Origin of the sequence: Pseudomonas sp. V88_4 (assembly GCF_029967985.1) — a bacterium.
GTDB classification, from domain to species: Bacteria; Pseudomonadota; Gammaproteobacteria; order Pseudomonadales; family Pseudomonadaceae; genus Aquipseudomonas; species Aquipseudomonas glycinae.
The window spans coordinates 14,590-38,611 of record NZ_JASCAF010000001.1; the positions used below are offsets into that span (position 1 = coordinate 14,590).

At 59.0% G+C, this 24,022-nt stretch carries 24 protein-coding genes and 1 tRNA gene; 9 read left to right on the plus strand and 16 right to left on the minus strand.

Annotation, left to right across the window (positions count from 1 at the left end; genetic code table 11):
* Positions 1-95: 95 nt before the first annotated feature.
* The 6 genes from flgE to QLG12_RS00080 all read right to left on the minus strand — a co-directional run bounded on the left by flgE (position 96) and on the right by QLG12_RS00080 (position 5,100).
* Positions 96-1,427, minus strand: a complete 1,332-nt coding sequence (gene flgE / locus QLG12_RS00055; RefSeq protein ID WP_197871820.1) for a flagellar hook protein FlgE — start codon at positions 1,425-1,427, stop codon at positions 96-98.
* Between the two features lie 30 nt (positions 1,428-1,457).
* On the minus strand, positions 1,458-2,186 hold the full coding sequence (gene flgD, locus QLG12_RS00060) for a flagellar hook assembly protein FlgD (protein ID WP_011335508.1): 729 nt from the start codon (positions 2,184-2,186) through the stop codon (positions 1,458-1,460).
* A 15-nt stretch (positions 2,187-2,201) separates the two neighbouring features.
* Positions 2,202-2,645 (minus strand): flagellar basal body rod protein FlgC, encoded by a 444-nt coding sequence (gene flgC / locus QLG12_RS00065; protein WP_007960329.1) that lies wholly within the window; start codon positions 2,643-2,645, stop codon positions 2,202-2,204.
* Between the two features lie 3 nt (positions 2,646-2,648).
* Positions 2,649-3,056 (minus strand): flagellar basal body rod protein FlgB, encoded by a 408-nt coding sequence (gene flgB, locus QLG12_RS00070; protein ID WP_007960328.1) that lies wholly within the window; start codon positions 3,054-3,056, stop codon positions 2,649-2,651.
* A 236-nt stretch (positions 3,057-3,292) separates the two neighbouring features.
* Positions 3,293-4,120 (minus strand): protein-glutamate O-methyltransferase CheR, encoded by an 828-nt coding sequence (gene cheR / locus QLG12_RS00075; RefSeq protein WP_007960327.1) that lies wholly within the window; start codon positions 4,118-4,120, stop codon positions 3,293-3,295.
* A gap of 47 nt (positions 4,121-4,167) precedes the next feature.
* The gene (locus QLG12_RS00080; protein WP_197871824.1) at positions 4,168-5,100 is read right to left on the minus strand and encodes a chemotaxis protein CheV; all 933 of its coding nucleotides are present in this window, start codon (positions 5,098-5,100) and stop codon (positions 4,168-4,170) included.
* Between the two features lie 82 nt (positions 5,101-5,182).
* Here QLG12_RS00080 and flgA point away from each other — a divergent pair, with 82 nt between their 5' ends.
* From flgA to QLG12_RS00100, 4 genes are all read left to right on the plus strand, one after another.
* On the plus strand, positions 5,183-5,944 hold the full coding sequence (gene flgA, locus QLG12_RS00085) for a flagellar basal body P-ring formation chaperone FlgA (protein WP_084777063.1): 762 nt from the start codon (positions 5,183-5,185) through the stop codon (positions 5,942-5,944).
* Positions 5,945-6,150: 206 nt separating this feature from the next.
* Positions 6,151-6,477, plus strand: coding sequence for a flagellar biosynthesis anti-sigma factor FlgM (flgM, locus tag QLG12_RS00090; RefSeq protein ID WP_007960324.1), 327 nt, complete (start codon positions 6,151-6,153; stop codon positions 6,475-6,477).
* A 48-nt stretch (positions 6,478-6,525) separates the two neighbouring features.
* Positions 6,526-6,993: a flagellar protein FlgN gene (locus QLG12_RS00095; protein WP_011335511.1), complete on the plus strand. Its 468-nt coding sequence runs from the start codon at positions 6,526-6,528 to the stop codon at positions 6,991-6,993.
* 95 nt (positions 6,994-7,088) lie between these two features.
* Positions 7,089-7,823 (plus strand): flagellar brake protein, encoded by a 735-nt coding sequence (locus tag QLG12_RS00100; RefSeq protein ID WP_085654889.1) that lies wholly within the window; start codon positions 7,089-7,091, stop codon positions 7,821-7,823.
* 61 nt (positions 7,824-7,884) lie between these two features.
* Here QLG12_RS00100 and QLG12_RS00105 read toward each other — a convergent pair whose 3' ends face one another.
* The 4 genes from QLG12_RS00105 to QLG12_RS00120 form a co-directional block, all read right to left on the minus strand.
* Entirely contained in the window at positions 7,885-9,249 is a 1,365-nt protein-coding gene (locus tag QLG12_RS00105) for an MFS transporter (RefSeq protein WP_236194819.1), read from the minus strand.
* Between the two features lie 68 nt (positions 9,250-9,317).
* A complete protein-coding gene (locus tag QLG12_RS00110; protein WP_181457874.1) occupies positions 9,318-10,559 on the minus strand; it encodes a glutamine synthetase family protein in 1,242 nt (413 codons plus the stop codon).
* Positions 10,560-10,761: 202 nt separating this feature from the next.
* Positions 10,762-11,454 (minus strand): HAMP domain-containing sensor histidine kinase, encoded by a 693-nt coding sequence (locus tag QLG12_RS00115; RefSeq protein WP_011335515.1) that lies wholly within the window; start codon positions 11,452-11,454, stop codon positions 10,762-10,764.
* Entirely contained in the window at positions 11,451-13,055 is a 1,605-nt protein-coding gene (locus QLG12_RS00120) for a tetratricopeptide repeat-containing response regulator (RefSeq protein WP_085745116.1), read from the minus strand. Before QLG12_RS00120 ends, QLG12_RS00115 begins: the two co-directional genes overlap by 4 nt.
* A 215-nt stretch (positions 13,056-13,270) precedes the next feature.
* Here QLG12_RS00120 and QLG12_RS00125 point away from each other — a divergent pair, with 215 nt between their 5' ends.
* Entirely contained in the window at positions 13,271-14,641 is a 1,371-nt protein-coding gene (locus QLG12_RS00125; RefSeq protein WP_197871828.1) for a lysozyme inhibitor LprI family protein, read from the plus strand.
* A gap of 75 nt (positions 14,642-14,716) precedes the next feature.
* On the opposite strand, the gene QLG12_RS00130 is transcribed toward QLG12_RS00125, so the two are convergent.
* The 3 genes from QLG12_RS00130 to QLG12_RS00140 are packed head-to-tail and all read right to left on the minus strand — an operon-like array spanning position 14,717 to position 18,306.
* Entirely contained in the window at positions 14,717-16,351 is a 1,635-nt protein-coding gene (locus QLG12_RS00130; protein WP_282473683.1) for a GMC family oxidoreductase, read from the minus strand.
* Entirely contained in the window at positions 16,348-16,902 is a 555-nt protein-coding gene (locus QLG12_RS00135) for a sorbitol dehydrogenase family protein (RefSeq protein WP_197871832.1), read from the minus strand. Before QLG12_RS00135 ends, QLG12_RS00130 begins: the two co-directional genes overlap by 4 nt.
* Before the next feature lie 3 nt (positions 16,903-16,905).
* Entirely contained in the window at positions 16,906-18,306 is a 1,401-nt protein-coding gene (locus QLG12_RS00140; protein ID WP_197871834.1) for a cytochrome c, read from the minus strand.
* A gap of 365 nt (positions 18,307-18,671) precedes the next feature.
* Here QLG12_RS00140 and QLG12_RS00145 point away from each other — a divergent pair, with 365 nt between their 5' ends.
* Complete coding sequence (locus tag QLG12_RS00145) at positions 18,672-20,312, plus strand: methyl-accepting chemotaxis protein (protein ID WP_197871836.1); 1,641 nt, start codon at positions 18,672-18,674, stop codon at positions 20,310-20,312.
* Between the two features lie 55 nt (positions 20,313-20,367).
* On the opposite strand, the gene QLG12_RS00150 is transcribed toward QLG12_RS00145, so the two are convergent.
* Positions 20,368-20,444 (minus strand) — tRNA-Arg (locus tag QLG12_RS00150).
* 283 nt (positions 20,445-20,727) lie between these two features.
* Here QLG12_RS00150 and QLG12_RS00155 point away from each other — a divergent pair.
* Both QLG12_RS00155 and QLG12_RS00160 read left to right on the plus strand, forming a co-directional pair.
* Positions 20,728-20,955 (plus strand): hypothetical protein, encoded by a 228-nt coding sequence (locus QLG12_RS00155; protein WP_282473684.1) that lies wholly within the window; start codon positions 20,728-20,730, stop codon positions 20,953-20,955.
* Between the two features lie 20 nt (positions 20,956-20,975).
* Positions 20,976-21,155: a PA3371 family protein gene (locus tag QLG12_RS00160; RefSeq protein WP_064383611.1), complete on the plus strand. Its 180-nt coding sequence runs from the start codon at positions 20,976-20,978 to the stop codon at positions 21,153-21,155.
* On the opposite strand, the gene phnN is transcribed toward QLG12_RS00160, so the two are convergent.
* Positions 21,130-21,699 carry a phosphonate metabolism protein/1,5-bisphosphokinase (PRPP-forming) PhnN gene (phnN, locus tag QLG12_RS00165; RefSeq protein ID WP_236194836.1) on the minus strand — a complete coding sequence of 190 codons (570 nt, stop codon included), beginning with the start codon at positions 21,697-21,699 and terminating at the stop codon, positions 21,130-21,132. The two genes, QLG12_RS00160 and phnN, sit on opposite strands and share 26 nt — an antisense overlap.
* Before the next feature lie 389 nt (positions 21,700-22,088).
* Between phnN and QLG12_RS00170 the strand changes: the two genes are divergently transcribed.
* Positions 22,089-22,415, plus strand: a complete 327-nt coding sequence (locus QLG12_RS00170) for an Arc family DNA-binding protein (RefSeq protein ID WP_003178899.1) — start codon at positions 22,089-22,091, stop codon at positions 22,413-22,415.
* A gap of 116 nt (positions 22,416-22,531) precedes the next feature.
* On the opposite strand, the gene mgtE is transcribed toward QLG12_RS00170, so the two are convergent.
* Positions 22,532-23,974, minus strand: coding sequence for a magnesium transporter (mgtE, locus tag QLG12_RS00175; protein ID WP_064383614.1), 1,443 nt, complete (start codon positions 23,972-23,974; stop codon positions 22,532-22,534).
* Positions 23,975-24,022: the final 48 nt, after the last annotated feature.

Sequence of the window (24,022 nt, forward strand, 5' to 3'; positions counted from 1 at the left end):
AATCGTTATCGGCAAAGGTCATGGGTTCAACATAAAAACAGATATAAAAAAACCGACGCCACAGCGTCGGTTTTCGTTGTCGCGAGTACCTTGCCTCAGGTCATCTGAATGATGGTCTGCATGATAGTGCTCTGAGTCGAAATGGTCTTGGCATTCGCCTGGTAGTTGCTCTGGCCCTTGATCAGGTCCACCAGCTCATTGGTCAGGTTAACGTTGGACTCTTCCAGCGAGTTCGACACAACCTCACCCAACGTACCGGTTTTCGGCGCGTCATAACCCGGGACACCCGATGCGAAAGTCTCTTTCCAGCCGGTGCCACCGATCGGCTGAAGGCCTTGCTCGTTGGTGAAGCTGGCCAGTGCAACCTGGCCGATGGCCTTGCTCTGGTTGTTACTGAAGTTGGCGAACAGCGTGCCGGTGCCGTCGATGGTCAGGTTGGTGATCTGGCCGGTGGCGTAACCATCCTGAGTCGGGATCGAACGCGCGGTGTCAGCGTTGTACTGAGTGGTCTTGGCCAGGGAAATGGTCACACCTGCCGGGTTGGCTGCCGCACCGTTAGGGGTGAAGACGCCGTTGGTCACGGTGCCCGGTACCCAGCCAGTCAGCTTCAGGTCGCTGCTGATGATCGGGTTCGGTGCAGGAGGCGGCAACGTGCTTGGCGTGCTGACCTGCAGCAACTTGCCAGAACTGTCGAAGGTCAGGGTCGACGCGACTGGTGGCGTAGTGACCGGGTTGCTGCCGGTTGCGTCCGGGTTGCGCCCGTCTACCAGGGTGTAAACCTTCCAGGTGTTGTCGGAAGTTTTCACCATGTACTGATCCATGACGTGGGAGTTGCCCTGGGTGTCATAGATCGGGGTGCTGAACTGCTTGGTGTAGGACTCGAGCTTGGACGGATCGAACGGGAAAGCAGTCTGGTCGATCGGCTTCTCCGACGAGTTCAGGTTGATCGTCGACGTCACCGACGAAGTCGACTTCGGCGCCAGGTTCGAAGTGTCGATCTTGAGGTCGGTCAACACGCCGTTGATGATCTTGCCGTTGGAGTCCACACCGTAACCTTGCAGGCGCGAAGTGTAGTCGGTGTTGGTGATAAAGCCGTTGTTGTCGACCTTGAACGTACCGGCACGGGTGTAGGAAATCGAGCCGTTGTTGCTCATGGTGAAGAAACCGGAACCGTTGATGCCCATGTCCAGCACGTTGCCGGTGTTGTTGATGTCACCCTGGGTGAACTGCTGGGAAACGTTGGCCAGGCGCACACCGTTGCCGATGACCTTACTGCCGCTGCCCAGTCGAGTCGACGAGTACACGTCTTCGAATTCCGCGCGGGAGGATTTGAAACCGGCGGTCGCGACGTTGGCGATGTTGTTGCCGGTCACGTCCAGTTGTTTGTTGGCTGCATAGAGACCGCTAAGGCCGATATTGAAAGACATATTCCACTCCTTTGTGCCGGTTAGTCGGCTCTATATACCAATGGTTTGTACTTTGGACAGGGCGACCGTGCCCTTGCCGGACAGATTGAGCATCAGCTCGCCGCCGGTCTGGCTGATCGTCACGCTGTTGACGGTGGCCGGCAGATAAGTTGCGAGGTCCGTCGCGGTGCCGTTGATCGACGCGTTGGCCTTGAAGGTGTAAGTACCGACTGGCACCAGGGTGCCGGACGAATCCTTGCCGTCCCAAGTGAAGCTGGCAGGACCGGCAGCGCGACTGCCCAGATCGATGGTACGGACGGTTTTGCCGCTGCTGTCGGTAATGGTCACCGTACCGCCGGCGATGGACGACGGAACAGTCGCCGTACCGGTCAGGCCTTTGCTCGGATCATCGAGTTGCGCGGTGTTGGTCTGCACGATTACATTGCGACCCACCAGCGACGAAGCCTGCAACGCTTGCGACGAGTTGTAGTTGCCGGCCAGCGAACTGACGGTGCTGTTGAGGGTGGTGATCCCCTCGAGGCTGCTGAACTGCGCCAGCTGGGCAACGAATGCGCTGTTGTCCTGCGGGTCCAGCGGGTTCTGGTTCTTCAGCTGGGTCACCAGCAGTTGCAGGAACGCGTCCTTTCCAAGCGCCTGACCGCCGGTCGCGCTGTTGGTGGCCGAAGCAATGCCGCCGGTGGTGGTGCTACTGGTCTTCTTCGAAGAGTTGGCCAGTATGTCCTTCATCGTCAGGCTGCTGGTGGTATCGGAAACACTCATGGCAGTCGCCCCTTATCACTGACCGAGGGTCAGTACTTTCTGCATCATGGTTTTGGCGGTGTTCATCATTTCGGCGTTGGTCTGGAACGACCGGCTCGCGGAAATCATGTCAGCCATTTCTTCCACCACGTTGACGTTCGGGTAGTAGACGTAGCCCTTGGCGTCGGCCGCCGGATGATTCGGCTCGTAGCGCGCTTCGAGGTTGCTCTGGTCTTCGACCACACCCATGACCTGCACGCCCTGACCAGCTGCGTCCTGGTTCTGGAACAGCGAATTGCTGCCGCCGCTCTGGCCGCCCTGGAACATGGTGGCGAACACCGGGTGACGGGCACGGTAGGTCTGGTCGATGCTCGACGAGACGGTCTCGGCGTTGGCGATGTTCGAGGCCACGGTGTTGAGACGGGTGGTCTGGGCGCTCATGCCGCTGCCGGCAATGTTGAAAACGCTGGACAGGGACATGGATTACTCTCCGCGCAGGGCTGACACCAGCCCTTTGAATTTGCTGTTGAGCAGGGTGAAGCTGGCCTGGAAGCCGACCGCGTTTTCCGCGTAGTTCGACTGTTCCAGTTGGGCGTCCACGGTGTTCTGGTCGATCGACGGCTGCATCGGCGTGCGATACATCAGCGACTCGTCGCCATTGCCCAGGCCTTCAGCTTCGATGTGACGGCTGTTGGTCATGTTCAGGGCGATGGTGCCGTTGGCGTTCTTCTGGCTCTGTGCTTCGAGCACTTTGGAGAACTCCAGATCCCGCGCCTTGTAATTCGGGGTGTCGGCGTTGGCGATGTTGTTGGCCAGCACTTCGGCACGCTGGGCGCGGAAGCCCAAAGCCTTTTCGTGAATGCCGAGCGCTTTATCGAAGCTGATGCTCATGTCGGGAACCTTCAGGTGACCGGATTTTTCGTAACAGGGTTATAGCAAGCGTCGTGCCAGTTTTAGAAAGCCCCGGATTACGGGGCTTTGCACGCAATCGGCAACACGGCAATGCCAGAAAAGCGGCAACCGGTTTCCGCCGGATGCCGCTTTTCTGCCGCCTGCCACCGGCAAAACCTTCAGGCATAAAAAAACGGGAGCCCCTGAGGACTCCCGTTTCTTGTGTTGCCGGTGTTTCACTTCGCCTGGTAGATGATCCCCGGGCTGCACTGAACCATCTGGTAATGATCCGGCAGACCGTTCAGCGCTTCCGAAGCGCCAAGGAACAGATATCCGCCCGGCTTCAGCGTGCTGTGGATGCGCAACAGGATGTCTTTCTTCACCTCGGCGGAGAAGTAGATCAGCACGTTGCGGCAGAACACGATGTCGAACTTGCCAAGGCTGGCGTAGCTGTCGAGCAGGTTGAACGAGCGGAACTCCACCCGGTTCTTGATTGGCGCCTTGATCACCCAGCGCCCCGGCCCTTTAGGGTCGAAGTAACGCTGCAGACGATCGGCAGACAGGCCGCGACCGATCGCCAGGCTGTCGTACTCGCCGGTCTTGCAGTTGGTCAGCATGCTGCCGGACAGATCGGTGGCAACAATCTGCACGCCCATCTTCAACTGGCCGATGTTGGTCCGCTCGAACTCATCGATCGACATCGACAGCGAATAGGGTTCCTGACCCGACGAACAGGCCGCCGACCAGATCCGCAGACGCTGGTTGGGAGCGGCCTTGATCGCTTCGGGCAGCACCTTGTTCTTCAAGACTTCAAACGGATAGGTGTCGCGAAACCACAGGGTTTCGTTGGTCGTCATGGCATCGACCACCTGCTCGCGCAAACCGCTGCGCGGCTGGGTCTGGATGCGCTGTACCAGCTCCCCCAGGGACTTGATGCCTTGCTGCTCCATCAGTTTGTTGAGGCGGCTCGACACCAGATACTGCTTGTTTTCACCGAGCAAAATGCCACAGGCTTTTTCCAGGAAGACCCGGAACTGTTCGAAATCCAAATTACCCGTAGACAAATGATGCCGCCTCTTAAATCGTGTTGAACGCCGAGGGCAGAAGGCCCTTAGCTGATATCTGCTGCTTTGATCCGGTCGACTACCCGGGATGCCAGGTCATCAGGACGGAACTTGGCCAGGAAGTCATCGGCACCGACTTTCTTGACCATCGCCTGATTGAACACACCCGACAACGAAGTATGCAGGATGATATGAAGCTTTTGCATGCGAGGGTCGCTGCGGATCTCGGCCGTCAGGGTGTACCCGTCCATCTCCGGCATTTCGATGTCGGAGATCATCATCAGGAACTCTTCTTCCGGCTTCTTGCCCTCGTCGACCAGCTTGCGCAGGTAATCCAGCGCTTGCCTGCCGTCGTTCAACGCCACCACTTCGACGCCGACCGTCTGCAGGCAACGCGTCACCTGCTTGCGCGCCACCGACGAGTCATCGACCGTCAGCACCCGCAGCGACAACGCCTTGCTCTGGGTCTCGACATCCACCACGCCGACCGAAATCGATTCCGGTGTCGGCGCGACTTCCGCCAGCACCTTCTCGACGTCGATGATTTCGACTAACTGATTGTCGACCCGAGTCACAGCGGTCAGGTAATGATCGCGTCCGGTGCCCTTGGGCGGCGGATGAATCTCTTCCCAGTTCATGTTCACGATACGTTCCACCGAGCGCACCAGGAAACCCTGGGTCTTGGTGTTGTATTCCGTGATGATCACGAACGGACTGTTCTTGTCTTTCAAAGCACCGGAGCCGGTCGCCATCGCCAGATCAAGGATCGGAATGGTCGCCCCCCGGATATTCGCCACCCCGCACACGACAGGACTGGACTTGGGCATCAGCGTCAGTTGCGGGCACTGCAGCACTTCCCGAACCTTGAACACGTTGATCCCGTAGAGCTGCTGGCCGTCAAGACGGAACAACAACAGCTCCAGGCGATTCTGCCCCACCAGTTGCGTGCGCTGGTTCACCGAATCCATTACACCAGCCATGCCCAGACTCCTACACCAACGCCAAGTGTTGTTGCGACGCACATTCATTGCTAAACGGCACGGCGCTTGCTTTTTAACTCGTATGAACGCTCAAACGACATTTTTCCGACGCCTGACATCTCCCCTCCGCAGAGGGCTTTGCGCCATGTCCGCCGTTTGCCTGTTTTTCGCTGGCAGCCCTGCCATTGCTGATGCGGTTACCTTGCCTGACATGCTTATCGGCGTCACTCAGGGCTTTCTTGAATTCACCGTAGAAGACTATCTGGCTACCAGTCAAACGGAAGGCCGTTATGAAATCGAGGTCAACCAGCTCGATCCGCGCATGCGCATGCCTATGTGCGACAAGGAATTGACAGCGACACTGGAGAGTCCGGCACGCCCTCTGGGCCGTGTCACGGTGAAGGTCCGCTGCGAAGGCGCCTCCCCCTGGACGGTGTTCGTGCCCGCTCAAGTCCGCCTGTTTCGCGAGATTGTCACCACCACACGACCACTCAAGCGCGCCGGCATCATCGAGCCGCAGGACGTGACCTTGCGCGAGCGCGACGTCAGCACGATCAACCAGGGTTTCCTGACGTCGGTGGATGAAGCCATCGGACAGAAATTGACCCGACCAACGGTCGCCGATCAAGTCATTACCCTGGTGCATCTGGAACAGGCGGAAGTGGTTCGCAAGGGCGACCAGGTGGTGATCACCGCCCGCAGTGGCACCCTCGCCGTGCGCATGCCGGGTGAAGCCCTGGCCAACGGCGGCCTCAAGGAACAGATTCGCGTGAAAAACCTCAATTCCCAGCGGGTCATCAAAGCGCAGGTTGTGGCGCCTGGCCAGGTGGAAGTGGCGATGTGACCGGAGACGTGAGCGGGAATATGAGCAGATATTTGAAAAGCCCCTGAGCGTTTGGCAGAAAACTGGCGCTGACCCGAGGTGTTCCCTAAACTGTGCCGCAGCAGGATCTGCAACGGCGCATGCAAGCTCATTGCTAAATGAGCCTAAAGTTTTCCAGGGGATGGCCGAGAACATGGCAAGCGTCCAAATTCCCAGAGGTTTTTAACATGGTCATCGATTTCAGCCGTTTGAACAGCTCCTCGTCACTTACGGGCAGTACACGTACCAGCAACGCCAAGGAAACCGCCGAAACCGGCACCTCCGCGCCGCTGAATACCCCGGCCGAACAGGCCAGTACCGCAAAAAGCGGGGAATCGGTACACCTCAGCAATGAGGCTCAACAGTTGCAGAAGGTCACTGACAAGCTGCGCGATCAGCCTGCCGTCGACAAAGCCCGTGTGGCCGAATTGAAAGCAGCGATTGCCGATGGCAGCTATAAAGTCGACAGCAACCGTGTAGCCAGCAAACTGCTCAACTTCGAAGCCCAGCGCTAGGCCTCGGTCTGCGCCAGGCTTTTGGACGCTTAAAACCCAAGGCCAGCCATGCACGACACTAATTTATTGCAACTGATCATCGACGACTTTGCTCCAGCTCAACAATTGCTGGAGTTACTGCAAACCGAGTCCCTCGCCTTGCACGGTCGCGACATGCCTCTGCTGGAAGAAATTCTGGCGAACAAGCAGGCATTGATCATTCTGCTCGAACAGCATGGCCGCAAACGCAGCGAAATTCTCGCCAGCCTCAACCTGTCGATCGACCGCGCCGGCCTGGAACAACTGGCCAGCCAGTCGAGCATCGGCGACCAGTTGCTGAGCCAGAGCGATGTCCTGACTGACCTGATCGCCCAATGCCAGGCAGCCAACGCCAGGAATGGCCAATCGATCGTCATGCAGCAGGCCGCCACGGCCAATCAGCTGAAAATCCTCACCGGCGGCGAGCCACCTGCGCTCTACGATGCCAGTGGCACCTTCTCCAAACTGCAGAAACCACGCGCGCTCAGCCAGGCGTGATGCTTTCTTCCATGCTTGCGCCCTATCAACGTGCGAAACATGCTGGCAAAATACTGGCCAGCCGTAGTCAAATTTTGTCTGGAGATTGATTTAACGTGTCCAACGATGACGCTCCGCAGCCCCCAAAGGTGCTCACCACGCCCCTGGAGATCTCCAGCAACCTGCGCCAGCTGCAAGAGAGCCATGATCCTCTGATCATCACCTTCCACGAGCGCAGCCAGCGCTTCCAGAGCTACCTGATCAAGGTTGACCGGGAAGCCGCCACGATTGCCCTGGACGAAATGATCCCGCGCGATGGCGAACGCTTCCTGCTCGCGGGCGAGCCGTTCAAGGTCGAAGGTTTCCATGACGGCGTGCGCATTGCCTGGGAATGCAACGGTACGCTGGACATCAAGGACTCCGACGGTGACCGCTTTTATATTGGCGAGATGCCAACCGAAGTGGTTTATCACCAGCGCCGCAATGCCTTCCGAGCCGCTTTGAAACTGACCGACCTGGTCAGCGTCGAACTGGGTGGCGAAAAGCTCAAGTCGCCTATCGGCGGCAAACTGCTGGATATCTCTGCCACCGGTTGCAAGCTGCGTTTCGAAGGCGACATCACCGACCGCCTGCAACTGGGCCAGGTCTATGATCGCCTGATCGCCGCGCCACTGTTCGGCAACCAGCCGACCTCGGTCGAACTGCGTTACTTGCACTTCGAAGAAAAACTCAACATCACCTTCGCCGGCCTGCGCTTTCACAACATCAGCGGCCCGGCGGCCCGCAACGTCGAGCGTTTCGTTTATCAACTGCAACGCGAAGCGCGTCGGTTCGATAAAGACGACCTCTGATCGGCAGGCATTAAAAAACGGGCAGCCACTGCGGTGACTGCCCGTTTTTTTTATGCCCGAATCAAGGCCTGGCGGTGCTGATGTCCGGCCCCTCGCCCTCAACTGTCGAGTCGGTTGGCGCGACAGGTTCTGGCTCAGGATCCGGTTCAGGCTCTGGAGCGACCGTATTCTGCATCTGCTCCTGCACCACTTGCTCATCGACCCGCGGGTCAAGCGCCGCCACCAACGGCGAACTGGACATGCTGTCCGGCATCGCCACGTGATGCAGCGGCGCATCGTCGACCTGGTGCAGATTGGTCACGGCTTTCGGCCGGATCCGCCACACCAGCACCAGCGCGAAAAAGGTGAAGAATGCATACAGACTCTGCGGCCCGAACAGCTTCATCAACACCCCCGCTGCCAGCGGGCCGACGCTGGCACCCACGCCGTAAGTGACCAGCAACATCGCCGTCAGCGACACCCGGCGCTCGCCTTCGACGTGATCGTTAGAGAACGCCACCGCCAGCGGGTACAGGCAAAACTGCACCAGCGAACACAAGAAGCCGACCACGAACAACACCTCCAACGGCACCTGCGGCAGGATCGCCAAGGGTAATGCAGCAACCGCCAGGAACAGCGCAAAGCAACGGATCAGCAGCGCCCGGTCATAGCGGTCGGACAACCAGCCCAACGGCCACTGCACCACCAGCCCGGCAAAGATGCAGCTACCCATGAACAGACCGACCTGCTCGGTGGACAGCCCTTGCTGCGAGGCATACAACGGCGCCAGACCGTAGAACGAACCGATGATCAGCCCTGCCCCGAGCACCGTACTCAGCGACTGCGGCACGCGTTTGATAAAGAAGCGCGGCTCCATCGGCGCCGGATGCAGCGGCGCCGGGTGAATCCGTCGGGTCAGCGCCACCGGCACCAGACACAGGGCAAAACACAACGCGACCAGCATCAGCAGTTCCAGGCCCAGGCCCGGGTGCATGACCAGAATCAACTGACCGAGCACCAACCCCAGATACGACGCGATCATGTAGCCACTGAACACCAGACCGCGCTGATTGGCGTCGGCCTGCTCGTTCAGCCAGCTCTCGATTACCATGTACTGGCACATCATGCCGAGGCCGACGATGGTCCGCAGCACCAGCCACGCCGGCAGCCAGTCCACCAGACCATGACCAAGCACCGCCGCGCCGACGATCCCGGCACACGCCGAGTAGGCACGGATATGCCCGACCCGGGCAATCAGGCGGTGACCGATCTTGCCGCCCAGCACCAGACCGAAATAGTTGGCCGCCATCAACGCACCGACCCACAACCCGTCGACATGGTCGGCAGCCAGACGCAAAGCCAGATAAGTAGAAAGAAGGCCCGAGCCGATCAACATCATCAGCGAGGCGAAATACAGCGCTCGAAAGGATTTCCAGATTTGGCGCATCGGCGTTCCGAGCGGCTCCTTGCAGTAAGTATCGGGCTATCAAACGATAGCCCGACGGCGACATTTCGTCAGGCCTGGGCTGCTAGAACACGGCGTTCCCAGGGAGTGATTTCATCAAAGAAGCTGGTCAACTCCATGGTCTTCGAAGCGATGTAGCCTTCGATGAACTCCGTGCCGAACAGTTCCTTCGCAAGCTGGCTGCGTTTCAGACGTTCGAGCGCTGCGTGCAAGGTACACGGTAGCGAAAGATGGTCCGGCACGTCGAACTCGCCCTGGATCGCTTCGCTTGGTTCGAGTTCATGCTCGATGCCGTACAAGCCGGCGGCCAGGCTTGCAGCGATGGCCAGATACGGGTTGGCATCGGCCCCCGGCAAACGGTTCTCGACCCGGCGCGCAACTGGCGAACTGGCCGGAATGCGCAGGCCGGCAGCGCGGTTGTCGTGGGACCAGCAGGCGTTGTTCGGCGACGCAAACGGATGGCACAGGCGCTGGTAGGAATTGACGTTCGGCGCAAACAACGCGGTGAAGTCAGCCATGCCCGCCTGCTGCCCGCCGATGAAGTGGCGGAACATCGCGGTCGGCTGGCCATCCGCGTCGCTGAACACATTTTTGCCGCTGCCGATCTCGACGATGCTCTGGTGAATGTGCATCGAACTGCCCGGCGTGTGCGCCAGCGGCTTGGCCATGCACACCACGGTCAGGCCGTGTTTGAGCGCGACTTCCTTGAGCAGGTGCTTGAACAGGAAGGTCTGGTCGGCCAGCAGCAGCGGATCACCGTGCAGCAGGTTGATCTCGAACTGGCTGACGCCCATTTCGTGCATGAAGGTGTCGCGCGGCAGACCAAGAGCCGCCATGCATTTATAGACTTCACTGAAGAACGGTCGCAGACCGTTGTTGGAACTGACGCTGAACGCCGAATGACCGTCCTCGCGACGACCGTCGAGACCGACGGGCGGCTGGAACGGCTGGGTCGGGTCGGTGTTCGGCGCGAACACAAAGAATTCAAGTTCGGTCGCCACCACCGGCGCCAGACCGAGGGCTGCGTAGCGGGCAATGACTTTCTTGAGCTGACCACGGGTCGACAGGTTGGAGCTTTCACCGGTCAGCTCGTCGGCATCACAGATGGCCAGGGCCCGTGGTTCCTCGCTCCATGGCAACGGGTGAATCTGTGCAGGATCGGCCACCAGCGCCAGATCGCCGTCATCGCTGCCATAGAATTTCGCGGCAGGATAACCGCCCATGATGCATTGCAGCAGCACCCCTCGGGCCAACTGCAAACGCCGGCCTTCGAGGAAGCCCTCGGCGGTCATTACCTTGCCCCGTGGCACGCCGTTCAAATCCGGCGTGACACATTCAATCTCATCAATGCCCGTCAATCGCTGCGCGAGTGAACGCTGGCCATCGGTTGTCATGACGCAATCCTTGTTATTGTGCGAGCCGCGAACGGCGACCCGGACAAAATAGGCTTCGGCCGTTCGGAATATCAAGCAGCGCCCAACAAAAAGCCGTGAGTCAGGGCAGGTAGATGCTGAACACGCCGCCGCCCAACGGTCCGCCATTGCGGATTTCGGTCCGGCCGCCAACACCGTTGCGCTGATGCAGCGCGGCGATGCGTCCGGCGAAGTACAGACCGAGGCCGGTGCTGCCACTGCTGTGGTTGATGCCCTGCACGTAATCGGACTGACGTTCGAGCATTTCGGCCGGGTAACCGTCGCCGTCATCGTTGATGCTCAGCACCAATTGCCCGGCTTCGTCGCTGACGGTGATCAGCAGCGATTCGCGGGCGTAGCGGATCGCGTTGTTGATGCAATTGCCCAGCACCGAGGCGATCAGTTCGCGATCGAAGAAGCCCAGGGGACTGAGCGGATCGACTTCGTAAGTGGCGATGATTCCACGGCTGGCGAACACGTCCTGATGCGCCGCCAGTTGCGCCTCGATGAAGTCGTCCAGCTCGTGATAAGCCGGCTGCAACGGCATCTGATTGACCCCGAGCTTGTACAGCCCGAGCAGCTGCACCAGCATGCCGTTGAGATGGGCGAACTCGAAGTCGATCACGCCCTGCTCCGGCCCTTGGCGCTGGGCCTCGGGCAGGCGCGCCAGCCATTGGCTGTGGGCCTGCATCAGCATCGCCAGAGAGTTCTTCATGTCGTGCACGGTGGAGGCGATCACCGTGGAAAAATCCAGTGCCTGCTCGTCTTGGTTCATTCGCCAAACGCCTTGCTTTTCAGCTTCTGATAACGCGGATAACGCGCGTCGGTATCGGGCATCATGCCCACCAGTTTCAGGCAGGCCCGGCATTCTTCCAGCTCCGCCGACGGCACATTGGTGTCGGTGCCGTGCAGCAGCGACTGGGCCATGTTCAGCGCGATACTGATGTTCTTCGGTTGCATCTTCAGCGCCTTGCGGAACACCTCGCGGGCCTCGACCAGATTACCGGTCTTGTACACGCGCACGCCCTGCCGGTTGAGGTCGGCGGCGGCGTTGCTGGAGCTGAGAATAGTCGGGTCGTCGGTGAGCTTGGCGATGTCTTTCATCACCGTCGGGTCATCACCGTAGATTTCTGCGCAGCTCTTGAGCATCGAAGTGCCCGCCTCGGCCTGGCCGAGCATCTGCAATTGCTTGGCGACCAGCAACGCCGCCTCGGGGCTCATGAACTGCTCCATGCCGTCGAGGCGCATCAGCGCTTGTTCGGTGAGTTTCTCGGCGGTCTCGGCGTCATTGAGCAACAGGCTGGTGGCCTTCATCAGACGCGCACGAATCTGCAGGCCCGGATCGGTCGGGTTTTCCTTGGCCACGGCGCTGAGGGTGGTGTTGATCTCCAGCCGCGTACGGGTGTCGAGCCCGCGTTCGCTGCCTTTGCTGATCAGCGCGTGGGCCAGGCCGAGATTGCTTTCCGGATCCTTGAACCGCGATTGCGCGCCCTGATTCACCGCCTGGCGATAAGCCCGGGAAGCGGTGTCGAAATCTTCGTTGGCCATCGCCAGCTTGCCCAGCAACGCCTGACGGCGCACTGCCAGCGGCGACAGGCGAATCGCTTCTTCCAATACCTGTTGAGCACCTTTGGTATCGCCTTCGGCGACCAGCACGTCGGCCATGCCGTCGTACAACGCCGGCATCATCGGGAAGACCTTCAGGGCTTTTTCGTAAACGCCCTTGGCCTGACTGACCTGCCCGCGCTTGAACAGCAACTTGCCCAACCCGGCAAACGCCCACGGCAACGGCCGGTCAGCAATGATGCTGTCGTAAAGGCGCTCGAGCGCTTCGTTCTGGTTCATGTCGCGCAACGCATCGGCGCGATAGCGCAGGCACAGCGGCGAATAACGGATGTCCTGTTTGCACAGGGCGATGCAGGCGTTGAGCACCTCGACCGGTTTACCACGGTCGAGGGCTTGCAGAATCGGCTTGAGCAGGGTCTTGCGCTGCTCCAGACGTTCCAGCCGCTGAGCCAGGCCAGAGCGGTTGAACGGTTTGGTCAGGTACGCGTCCGGCTCGTGCTCCAGGGCACTGAGCACCATCGCCTGACTGGTCTCGGCCGTGACCATCACGAACACCGCTTCGTGGCTGATCAGCTTTTCCATCATCAGGTCTTCCAGCACCTGCTGACCGTTCTTCTTGCCGTCACCGAGGTGGAAGTCCTGGAGGATGAAATCGTAGGACTTCTGCGCACACATTTTCAGCGCCTGCTCGCCGGTGTCGGCGGTATCCACATCCTTGACGCCCAACTCGCGCAACATCGAACGCACGGAACTGCGGAAATCCGAGAAATCATCGACGATCAGAAAACTCTTTTGGTGATACGACAGCATCGAGGATTTCCAGGCAATTGAAGAAGATGGACCATTTCCAGGCGCGCAGATGATAGCTGCCGGCCAAATGCTATCAAGCGATTTCGCGCGACTCTGAAGTCACCGAACGGGTTATCGGCCGGATCAGCGATTCTCTTGAAGCGGGGGTTCAAGATTCGTTGCGCAAGGATTACCCTGCGCGGCGGTTCACACCTTCCAACGGCAAAGGATTCATCGTGTACATCAAGGGACGCTACATCGTGTCGGCCTGTGCGCTGCTGTTTTTTCAGCAGGTACTGGCGAGCGGAATGGACTGCACAAAGGCGGCGAGTGCCGTGGAGAAGGCGATTTGCGCGGACAAGCCTTTGTATGAGCTGGATGCGCAGATGGGGGCGGCTTATCGGAAGCTGATGAAAGCTGCCCCGGCGCAGGCCGGAGTGAAAAACGCCCAGCGCCAGTGGCTGAAGGAGCGTGATCGATGTGGCGAAGAGGTCAGCTGCCTGAACCAGCGTTATCAGGATCGTTTGCAGGTCTTGCACGCTCAGTGGATCGACGCGGTGGCCTACAAGCCGGACGACATTGATAAACAGGTCATGGAGGATCTGCAGCAACGGATTCGGGAGATGAGCAAGGAGAACCCGGAGTTTGCGCTGGAGCAGGTGCTGGGTTCTCTGACCCTTGGCTCCGTCGGCAGCTCATTTTCAGCCGAGCTGGATGAAGATGAGCAACCACTGTTCCCCACAACCATCCCCGAAAAAGTCACGCAAGACGAGTGGAAAGCGCTGCAGGCATCCGACATCAAGGGAGCTGCAGAGTCAGGTCCAACTTCCTACACCCTGATGGATCTGGATGGTGACGGCCAGCGCGACCTCATCGTGGAAACCTACGCTGGTGGCACCGGGATGTTTCATTACACGGAAACCTGGCGTCGCGTCGACGGCAGATTTATCAGGAGAGCGGCTGAGATTGGCCCCCAGACCAGTAACGACAGCGTCCTTTTCTATACCAATGACCGCGGCGCCAATCAGTCCGCGTACCTGATCGGTGCTCGCGGAAAAATCTATTTTGCCTATCGAAACGGCAGCTACGGCGAAGATCAGGTCTATCTGCTCACCCCCCTGAAGATCAACCGGCAGGCGCCGACGGTCAGCGTGCGTTATGACTACCGACTGACCGTTCCACACACTCAGCACATCGAGGACAGCGATAAAACCTACGAACTGGAACCGTCCCTGCACAAGGTGCTAGCCCAGGCTGTGTCCGGCATGAATGCAAATCCAGGGATGACGGGCCAGCAGAAAACACCACTCTGCCCCATCCCTCCATCCGCCAAGGACAGTGAGGAGTACTACGGCTATGGCGCGAGCTACTACGCGATCGAACCTGTCGCCGATTTCCCCTTGATCATTGGTGAAGATTGTTATGTCGCAAGACTGATCAACTGGTTCGGTACCTACGACGAAAAAAGCGGTCTGCCTGCGTTACTGTTGATGCGTAAACCCGAGTCCGAAGATCCGCAGCGCAGTTATTCAGTGAACGGGCGCCGGCATATCACGCAAGTCAGCACGTCAGTCGGCAAAACCGAAGGTGGAGCTGAAAGTTTCTAAAGCTTCGAGCCCTTGGAAATACAAAAAAGCCCCACCAGACACCTCTGCGTGGGGCTTTGTACTTCAGGGCGCTTCTCAGACCTCCGCCACCAACACATCGGCAATCCGGATGCTCAACGCCGCGCCTGTCAGCGTCGGGTTCACGCAGGAGGACGATGGCATGACGCTCGTGCCAGCGATGAACAGGTTGGAATGGTCGTGACTGCGGCAATCGCGGTCCACCACCGAGTCTTTCGGCTCATCGCCCATGATGGTGGTGCCCATGATGTGCTGACGGTTCTGGAAGCCCGTGTCGGTGCTGAGGATGTCGGCGTCGAGCAATTTCGCAAACTGTTTGAAGTCTTCCAGCGCCTTCTCTTTACCGGCGTGCCAGTAGTCGGGAACGCTGTAGTAGATCTCGGGAACCGGCAGGCCGATGGCGTCGAACTTGGTCTTGCTCGGGGTGACCCGGTTCTCCGGCAGTGGAAGGGTTTCGAAGTCGACGGCCCAGTTCAGGGAGCGCGCCGATTGCAGGCGGATCTGCTCATCGAGCTTCGAGCCCAGCACGCCTTTGGCGATCAGGTTCGAGGTGATTTGCGACGTCGGCACGGTGTTGCGCACCTTGATCTTGTAGCTCGGATAATCGTTGCGGAACGCGCCATCGCGACTGTTCAGATAGACCAGCAATTGCGTCGGCCCTTCGCCCGGCCACATGTCTTCCTTGGTCATGACGTTCATGCTGATGCCGGTGTGGTCCATCAGGTTGCGCCCGACCTGATCCGAGGAGTTGGCAATCCCGTTCGGGTACTTTTCCGAGGTCGACATCAACAGCAGCTTCGGCGACTCGATACCGTACGCCGCCAGTACAAAGGCCCGGGCGGTCAGCTTGTGTTTGGACTTGTCGGGGCGCATGTACCAGATCGCGGTGATCTTGCCGTCGTCGCCCGCCTCGATCTTGTAGACGACAGAGTTGTCCAGCACCTTGGCGCCATGACGCTCGGCCTCATCGATGTGCATCGAACCGTCGTACTTGGCGGCAATCGGACACACCGGGTTGCAGTTGTTGTTGCCAGCGCAGGGAGGCCGCTTGCCATAGGGGCGGGTCGCCCGGCCATTCGGCTCGAGGATCGGGTTATACCCACCCTTGCTGAGCAATTCGGAAAGGCGCTTGAACATGTAGCTCGGTTTCAGGCCCTCCATCGGATAGGGAATCGAGCGCGGTGGGTAGGCGTCCCCGCCCTGCCCGCTTTCGTCCTGGCCGTCGACGCCGGAAACGCCCAGTTCGATTTCAGCCCGAGCGTAATACGGTTCGAGTTCGTCATAACTGATCGGCCAGTCACGACCACGGCCATACAGCGATTTGAGACGAAAATCGTTGGGCAGCATGCGCCACAGCGAGGAACCGAAATGCCAGGTGGTCCCACCCACTACACGCAGATACGAGGTGTTGTATTTCACCGGCCCTACCTGCTGCAAATAGTCGCCATAAGTAGAGGGCGCGTGGGGCAGGCTCGGATAAGGCGACCCGGCGCCCTGCAGCTTGGCATTGGCCAGCGAGAGTTTCACCGGAGCATTACGGAACGTTTCCACCACATCACGGCGATTCACCCGAGGCCCGGCCTCGAGCACGATCACCGACTTGTTCGCTTTGGCCAGGCCCGTGGCGATCAGACCGCCCATGACACCGGAACCGATGATCACTACATCGGCATCGAATTGATCGCTGCTCATACTGTCGAGTCCTGAATGACTGCTGGTTTGGGACCCCATGAATCCGGGCCGCCACCGTAGGTTGGAATGATGAGAATGCCGTGAGTGGGCTGATACATCATGGCGAGGGAATAGCTGATCAGCTCGGCATCCGCCGGCTCACCGACAATGCCCAGATACCAGGCGGAAATGATGCTGGTGGCCGTGGCCCGCAGCGACGGATCCGGGTTCGGCTGCGCCAGGTATTCATCGACATGCCGGTACCCCTGTGCGCCGATCAACTGCTTCAGGGCAATCACGTTGGTCGAGAAATTCGGCGCGCGCTTGTCCAGCGCAGCGTAATAACGACCGGCCAGAACCGGATTGACCGCACGGCTGACCAGAAACTGCGACAGCGCAATGAAATCGTCACTCGATACCTGGGCTGCCAGCACCGACTGCCAGGGCAGCGCACTGCCGATCATCGCCGCCAGGCCCAGCGTCACGGAACCGCGCAATAGATTGCGGCGAGTGAGCCCCGCCGAGCTTTCGGTTTGATTTTTTACGTGTTTGTGCGTCATTGAAGTGTCCATTGCTCAGGCCTCCTTGCGCCGACGTGCAATCAAGGCCCATGCGCCCAGGCCGAACAGCAAGCACACGAGAATGATGACCGGGATCGTGAACTTCGCCATCACTGCCAGTGGCGCCTGAGGCCCACCGTTGCGGACCTGTGCCACATCGGCGGCGGTGACAACCGCGTCGGCATTGCCGTAGCGCGACAGCACGTAGTTGCTGACGTCGGCAATCTGCTGATCGTTCAGGCGATCGGTGAACAGCGCGTCAGGGCCGAAACCCGGCATGTCGATGGCCACACCGTCGACTTCACGATGCACGCCGTACACGATGGCGGCGATCAGGTTGTCGCTGCGACTGGTGGCGGTGTTGTGAAACAGCGATGGGTATTCCCGGGTGCCCTGACCGTTCGGCTGATGGCAGTTGGCGCAAGTGCCACTGAATATGTGCCAACCCGGGTTGTCCCCCGGTTTGCCTCCGCGCAGCGTCAATTCGTCGACCGAAGCCTGACCGTACTCGTGCCGGGCCTTGCTCTCCCCGGTCTTGATCGGCGTCGTCTGCAACAGATAAGCCGCGATGGCTTTGAGATCCACATCGCTCAGATGCTGCAGGCTGTTCTCCACCGCCTCGGCCATCGGCCCCGCCGCCTGAGCCTTGCCCTCGACGTGTCCGGTACGCAGATAGGCCACGATCTCGTCGCTTGACCAGGCCCCGATGCCGCTGACTTTGTCGGAGGTGATATTGGGGGCATACCAACTGCCCAGTGATCCGCCGGCCAACGGCTTTGCGCTGTCGGCCGCCATCAGGACATTGCGCGGTGTGTGGCAGGTGTCGCAGTGAGCCAGGCCGTTGACCAGATAGTCGCCGCGATTGACCTCGGCGGACTTGGCCGGATCCGGCGTGAAGCGTGTTTTGCTGTGGAACAGCGCGTTCCAGCCAATCATCGATGCACGGATATTGAACGGGAAATCCAGTGCGGTTTTCTGGTTCGGCGTATCGACCGGCGTCACTTCGTGCATGAAGTAGTCGTAGAGCGCAGCAATGTCGCTGTCGGTCATTTTCGAATAGGAGGTGTAGGGCATCGCCGGGTACAGCCGAGTGCCATCGGCCGCCACCCCGTCTCGCACCGCGCGGGCGAATTGCTCTGAGGTGTAATTGCCGATACCCGCCGTTTTCGAAGGCGTGATGTTGGTCGAGTAAATAGTGCCCATCGGCGAACTGAGCGGATAGCCGCCCGCAAAAGCCTTGCCGCCTGGCGCCGTGTGGCAAGCCACACAGTCAGCCGCTACCGCCAGACGCTTGCCCACCGACGCGGTGCTGTCGAGCGCCTCGCCATGCGCTGCCCCGGCCGTGGCGATCAACAGCGTCACCCATCCGGCAAAGGCGTACCCCTTGCATTTCCCTTTATCAATGCGACGCGACATGAGTCCTACCCTAGGCTGCTTCGTTCTTTTTTTTCACGGTTCTGGAAATCACGAACACGGCATCCTCGTCATCTTGGAGCCCAAGGACGAAGAGGTACGATGTCGTACGTATTTTTTGGAATATTCCACACAATGTAACACTTGGCAATAAATAGAAAAGGCCAAGTGCCATCTTTTGTATGTATGTGCTGAGTGCTCTAAACCGATGGTTACAAGGAATTTCATGCAGAATATATTTACGTAAGAAACAACTGGTAACCCTACAGTTGTGGACTCAGCAGCCGAAAGATGTACGACGACACGCCATTTTCTTACGAGCTGCACTCGATATTGTCCCGACCCCACATGTCAGCAGGATGCCCCTTATGAGTTGGTTGAATGACGCAAGACTTTCCACGAAATTGATCACCGCCTTTGCCGCATGCGCCTTCATCACCCTGGGGGTGGGCCTGCTGGGAAGCCGAGGAGTGACCGAGCTATCGGCGAGCCTCAGATCGGTGTTCGGCAACAACCTCGTCGCTGTCGCCAACATCGCGCAGACCAAAATCAAGGCCGTCGGACAGACCCGTGACATGTATCGGCTTTACGTCGCCACTGCGGCCAACCTGCCACAGAGCACCAAAGACGAATTCCTCGCCTCGATGAGCGCGAACCAGTTGGCGAGTGAAAAAGCCTTTGCCGAATATCGAAAAACCAAGCTTGCCGACGACGAACGTGCAGCAGGCGACCGAATGGAAAAAGCCTGGCCCGTTTACCAGGCGATCGTGCAAAAGTATCTGGCCCTGATGAAGGCCGGCGACCTGGAAAACGGCCGCGAACTGCTGCTCGGCGACCTGCAAAAGAACTACCGCGTCGTCATGGACGAATTGACCATCATGACCAACTCCAACGACATGCAGGTCAGCGAAGCCGCAAAGCGATCGGTTCTGACGGAGTCGTCCGCCAAGACGTCGCTGTACATCGGCATCGTGCTGGCCTTCGTCGCTGCGATTTTGCTCGGCCTGTTCATCAGCCGACTGATCAGCCGCCCCATCTCCAAAGCCGTTGAAAGCGCCCGAAGCATCGCTGGGGGAGACCTGACTCAAAACATCGTCAGCACCGGCCGCGACGAGGCCGGTCAGTTGCTCACGGCCCTGGCCGAGATGCAGGGCAGTCTGAAAGGCACTATTCAGCAGATCGCCAACGCGGCAGATCAACTGGCTTCAGCTGCCGAAGAACTCACCGCCGTCACCGACAACGGAAGCCGTGGTCTGATCCGTCAGAACGACGAGATCCAGCAGGCAGCGACCGCTGTCACGGAAATGACCTCCGCCGTGGAGGAAGTCGCGCGCAACGCCGTGTCCACCTCCGAGGCCTCCCAAGCCACCAGCCGGGAAGCCGGCAATGGCCGCGATCAAGCGCGAAGCGCCGTCGCCGCGATCAACCATGCAACCACGGAAATCGCCACCTCCACCACCATGGTCAAAGACCTGGCAGAGAAAGTTCGAGACATCGGCAAGGTCCTGGATGTGATCCGGGGAATTGCTGAGCAAACCAATCTTCTGGCGCTTAACGCCGCCATCGAGGCCGCACGCGCGGGTGAGCAAGGTCGAGGTTTTGCCGTCGTCGCCGACGAGGTACGAGCCCTGGCGGCAAGGACTCAGGCTTCGACGGGGGAAATCGAAGGCATGATCAACGACGTGCGTAACAGTGCAGACGAAGCCGTCGGCGCCATGGGGAAAAGCCAGGCGCTGGTCAGCGAAACCCAGTCACTGGCGCAAGCGACCGGCCAGGCACTGGAGCTGATTGCCGACGGCATTTCGCAAATCAATGATCGCAACCTCGTCATCGCCACGGCCTCGGAAGAACAGGCACACGTCGCTCGCGAAGTGGATCGTAATCTGGTGAACATCCAGGATCTGTCCACCCAAACGGCGGCAGGTGCGCATCAGACCAGCGCTTCGACCCAGGAACTGTCCAACCTGGCGGCGTCCTTCAACACGATGGTCAGTCGCTTCCGCTTGTAAAATCGCGAAAACAAAAAGCCCCGCCAGATCACTCTGCGCGGGGCTTTTCAATAGATGGTGTCCCAGGGCAGGTTCGAACTGCCAACCTTCCCCTTAGGAGGGGGATGCTCTATCCAATTGAGCTACTGGGACACAGGACTGTCGGTGCGACAGACGGCGTGCATGTTAACGGCCGGGCCCTGATTTGTCATGTCGTCCGCAGGGCTTTTTAAGTGTAGGCAGGCGTCTTGCAAGGGTGCCGGACGTTTTACCGTGCAATTTGCATCTCCGCAAAACGCCATCATTGCAGAATGCAATGCGCCCTCCTCTAAAAATCCATTTAAATGCTTGTTTTTAAAGGACTTAACAGCAGTTAGACTATTGGCACGACGGCTGCTTTACCGGTTCTATACAAGAACATTCGGAGACTCGTCTCATGAACAGCGCCCTCGTCCTCGCAAACGTAATCGCACTGGCTGTTCTCGTGGGCTTTCACTTCCTCCCCGAGGACAACGAGAAACTGGCCGGGCGCATGCCACATTACCTGCAAGTGCAGAAAGCGCCCCAATGGGCGGTATTGAGCGATCAGCGCTCCGCCCCGCAAGCGGTCAGCGAGTCTGAACAGGTGTTGCCGGCGCAGTCGGCTGAACGTCTGGTTTTTTGAAATATCTTCAGGAGTACAGCATGTCCAAGTCAGCCGCAGGATTTCTGATCCTCGCCTTATTGAGTGGCCTCGGGCATTTTTCGCTGTTCGAGGAAACCGAAATATCCCTGCCCCTGATCGGGTGCGGCGTGTTTTCGACGCTATTCGTATTGGCGCTGGTGGCCGGGCGCAAGATCAAGTTTGATCCTGTACTGCGCTGACCCTGACCAGCTTCAGCAGCTGATTGACCGCATCCGCCAGGTCACCCGAATTGTCGATCAGATGCACAGGGCTGTCAGTTGAACGCCGGTCCTTGAACAGCGCGTTGCGGGCCAGTCTCGCATCGATCTGTTCAAGCGTCTCCCGGCCACGCCGGAGCAGCCGCTCCCGCAAGACGTTATCTCGCACCGTCAGCAACACCGGCAACAACGCCGGATAACGTTCCAGCGCTTGTCGAAGGTTCGCCCGAGAGCCGTTCACCAGGACGTGCTTACCGGCTTTCAACCATTCATCCATTTCCGCCGGAATACCATAGGCGAGACCATTAGCCTCCCACGCCAGCGAAAACTCGCCAGCGCGCCGACGTTGCTCGAACTCCTGAGGCGTCACGCCGATCGCATCCTCGCCCACGGATTCAGCCGAACGGGTGATCACTCGCCTGATGATTTCGCAGTTCAACGCCCGCAAGGGTTCACGCGCAGCCTCGATCAGACTGTCCTTGCCGGAGCCGGAAGGCCCCATAAGGTAAATCAGCCTGCCATCCATCCTGAAAACGCCCTCCGGCGGGCATTTGCCCCTAGTAAATCGGCCATTTGCCACTATCCTGTACAAGGTAAGGAACAACGATTCAACCCGCATAGCATGCACGTTCTGACGCCCTCGGGCATCAGTCAACGTGTTTCAGGACGCGGTCAGCAATACGGACTGATGCTTTCTTTTCAAACCAGTCCGCATTTCTGATAATTGGTGCTGGCATTACGCCTTTACCCGGATCAATATTTGTCACAGAATTGACGCCAATGATCTGGCAATTTTGAGGCATGATGCGCGCCTCTTAACAATTCAGGTTGAACCATTTGGCGCGGATGCTTGTCCTACCACACATCCTGCGGCCAATCCCGAGAACCGCTCCCCTGAACTAACCGGTTAAATATATGCGCCCATTGAAACAGGCAATTTATTCCAGCCGTACGGCTGACAAGTTCGTCGTACGTCTGCCAGACGGAATGCGTGAACGCATTGCCGAGGTGGCTCGCAATCATCATCGCAGCATGAACTCCGAGATCATTGCGCGCCTTGAGCAGAGTCTTATTCAGGAAGGTGCACTAGGCGAAGAGCTGAGCATGCGCCTGGACAGCCCGGAGCTGTCGCTGCACGAGCGCGAGCTGCTGCAACGCTTCCGTCAACTCTCCCACCGCCAACAGAACGCGCTGGTTTCTCTGATCGCCCACGACGCCGAAATGGCCGCAGACGCATCCTGAGTCAAACCGAACATCTCAAGCCAGCATGAATGCTGGCTTTTTTTTGCCCGCAATTCGGGCTTCTCACAGGCAAAAAACAGCCCGCCAATTGGCGGGCTGTTTTTTTATGCAGTCGGTCAGAGCAGGAAAATCGTCGCCAACCCGAGGAAGATGAAGAAGCCACCACTGTCAGTCATGGCGGTGATCATCACACTTGCACCCATCGCAGGATCGCGGCCCATCTTCGCCAGAGTCATCGGGATCAACACCCCCATCAAAGCGGCAAGTAGCAGGTTCAACGTCATGGCAGCGGTCATCACCACGCCCAGCGACCAGCTGCCATAAAGCAAGTAAGCCACCACACCGATCACCCCACCCCAGACCAGGCCATTGATCAACGCCACGGCCAGCTCTTTGCGCATCAGGCGCGAGGTGTTGCCGGTGCTGACCTGATCGAGCGCCATGGCACGAACGATCATGGTGATCGTCTGGTTGCCGGAGTTGCCGCCAATGCCCGCCACGATCGGCATCAGCGCCGCCAGGGCCACCAGCTTCTCGATCGAACCTTCGAACAGACCGATCACCCGCGATGCGACGAATGCCGTGATCAGATTGATCGCCAGCCACGCCCAACGGTTGCGCAGGGACTTCCAGACCGAAGCGAAAATGTCTTCTTCTTCGCGCAGACCCGCCATGTTGAGGACTTCGCTTTCGCTCTCCTCACGAATCAGGTCGACCATTTCGTCGATGGTCAGACGGCCGATCAGCTTGCCGTTCTTGTCGACCACCGGGGCCGAGATCAAGTCGTAACGTTCGAACGCCTGAGCGGCGTCGTAGGCGTCTTCATCCGGGTGAAAACTCACCGGATCACTGGCCATGACTTCAGAAACCTGTTTCTCCGGATCATTGACCAGCAAACGCTTGATCGGGAGCACGCCCTTGAGCACACCGTCGTAATCGACCACGAACAGTTTGTCAGTATGACCCGGCAGCTCTTTCAGGCGACGCAGGTAACGCAGAACCACTTCGAGGCTGACATCCTCACGGATGGTCACCATCTCGAAGTCCATCAGCGCGCCGACCTGCTCCTCGTCATAGGAGAGCGCCGAACGCACACGCTCGCGTTGCTGCTGATCCAGAGTCTCCATCAGCTCATGGACGACGTCTCGCGGCAGCTCGGAGGCCAGGTCAGCAAGTTCGTCGGCATCCATGTCCCTGGCCGCAGCCAGGAGCTCATGATCATCCATGTCGGCGATCAGCGTTTCACGGACGGAATCGGATACTTCGAGAAGAATGTCGCCGTCGCGATCGGCCTTGACCAGTTGCCAGAGCGTCAGACGATCGTCCAGCGGCAGGGCTTCAAGAATGTAGGCGACGTCAGCGGAGTGCAGATCATCGAGCTTGCGTTGCAGCTCGACGAGGTTTTGCCGGTGGACCAGGTTCTCGACCCGGTCATGATGCGGGCCTTCCTGGCGATGAGTCAGGTCTTCGACGACCCGCTGGCGCTGCAGCAGCTCGACCACCTGAGCCAGGCGATCCTGCAGGCTTTCCTGTGTTTTCTTTACTTCGATTTCGGACATAGGCGAACTCCACTCCCAGCAGCGGGGCACGCCGGAAGGATCAATCAG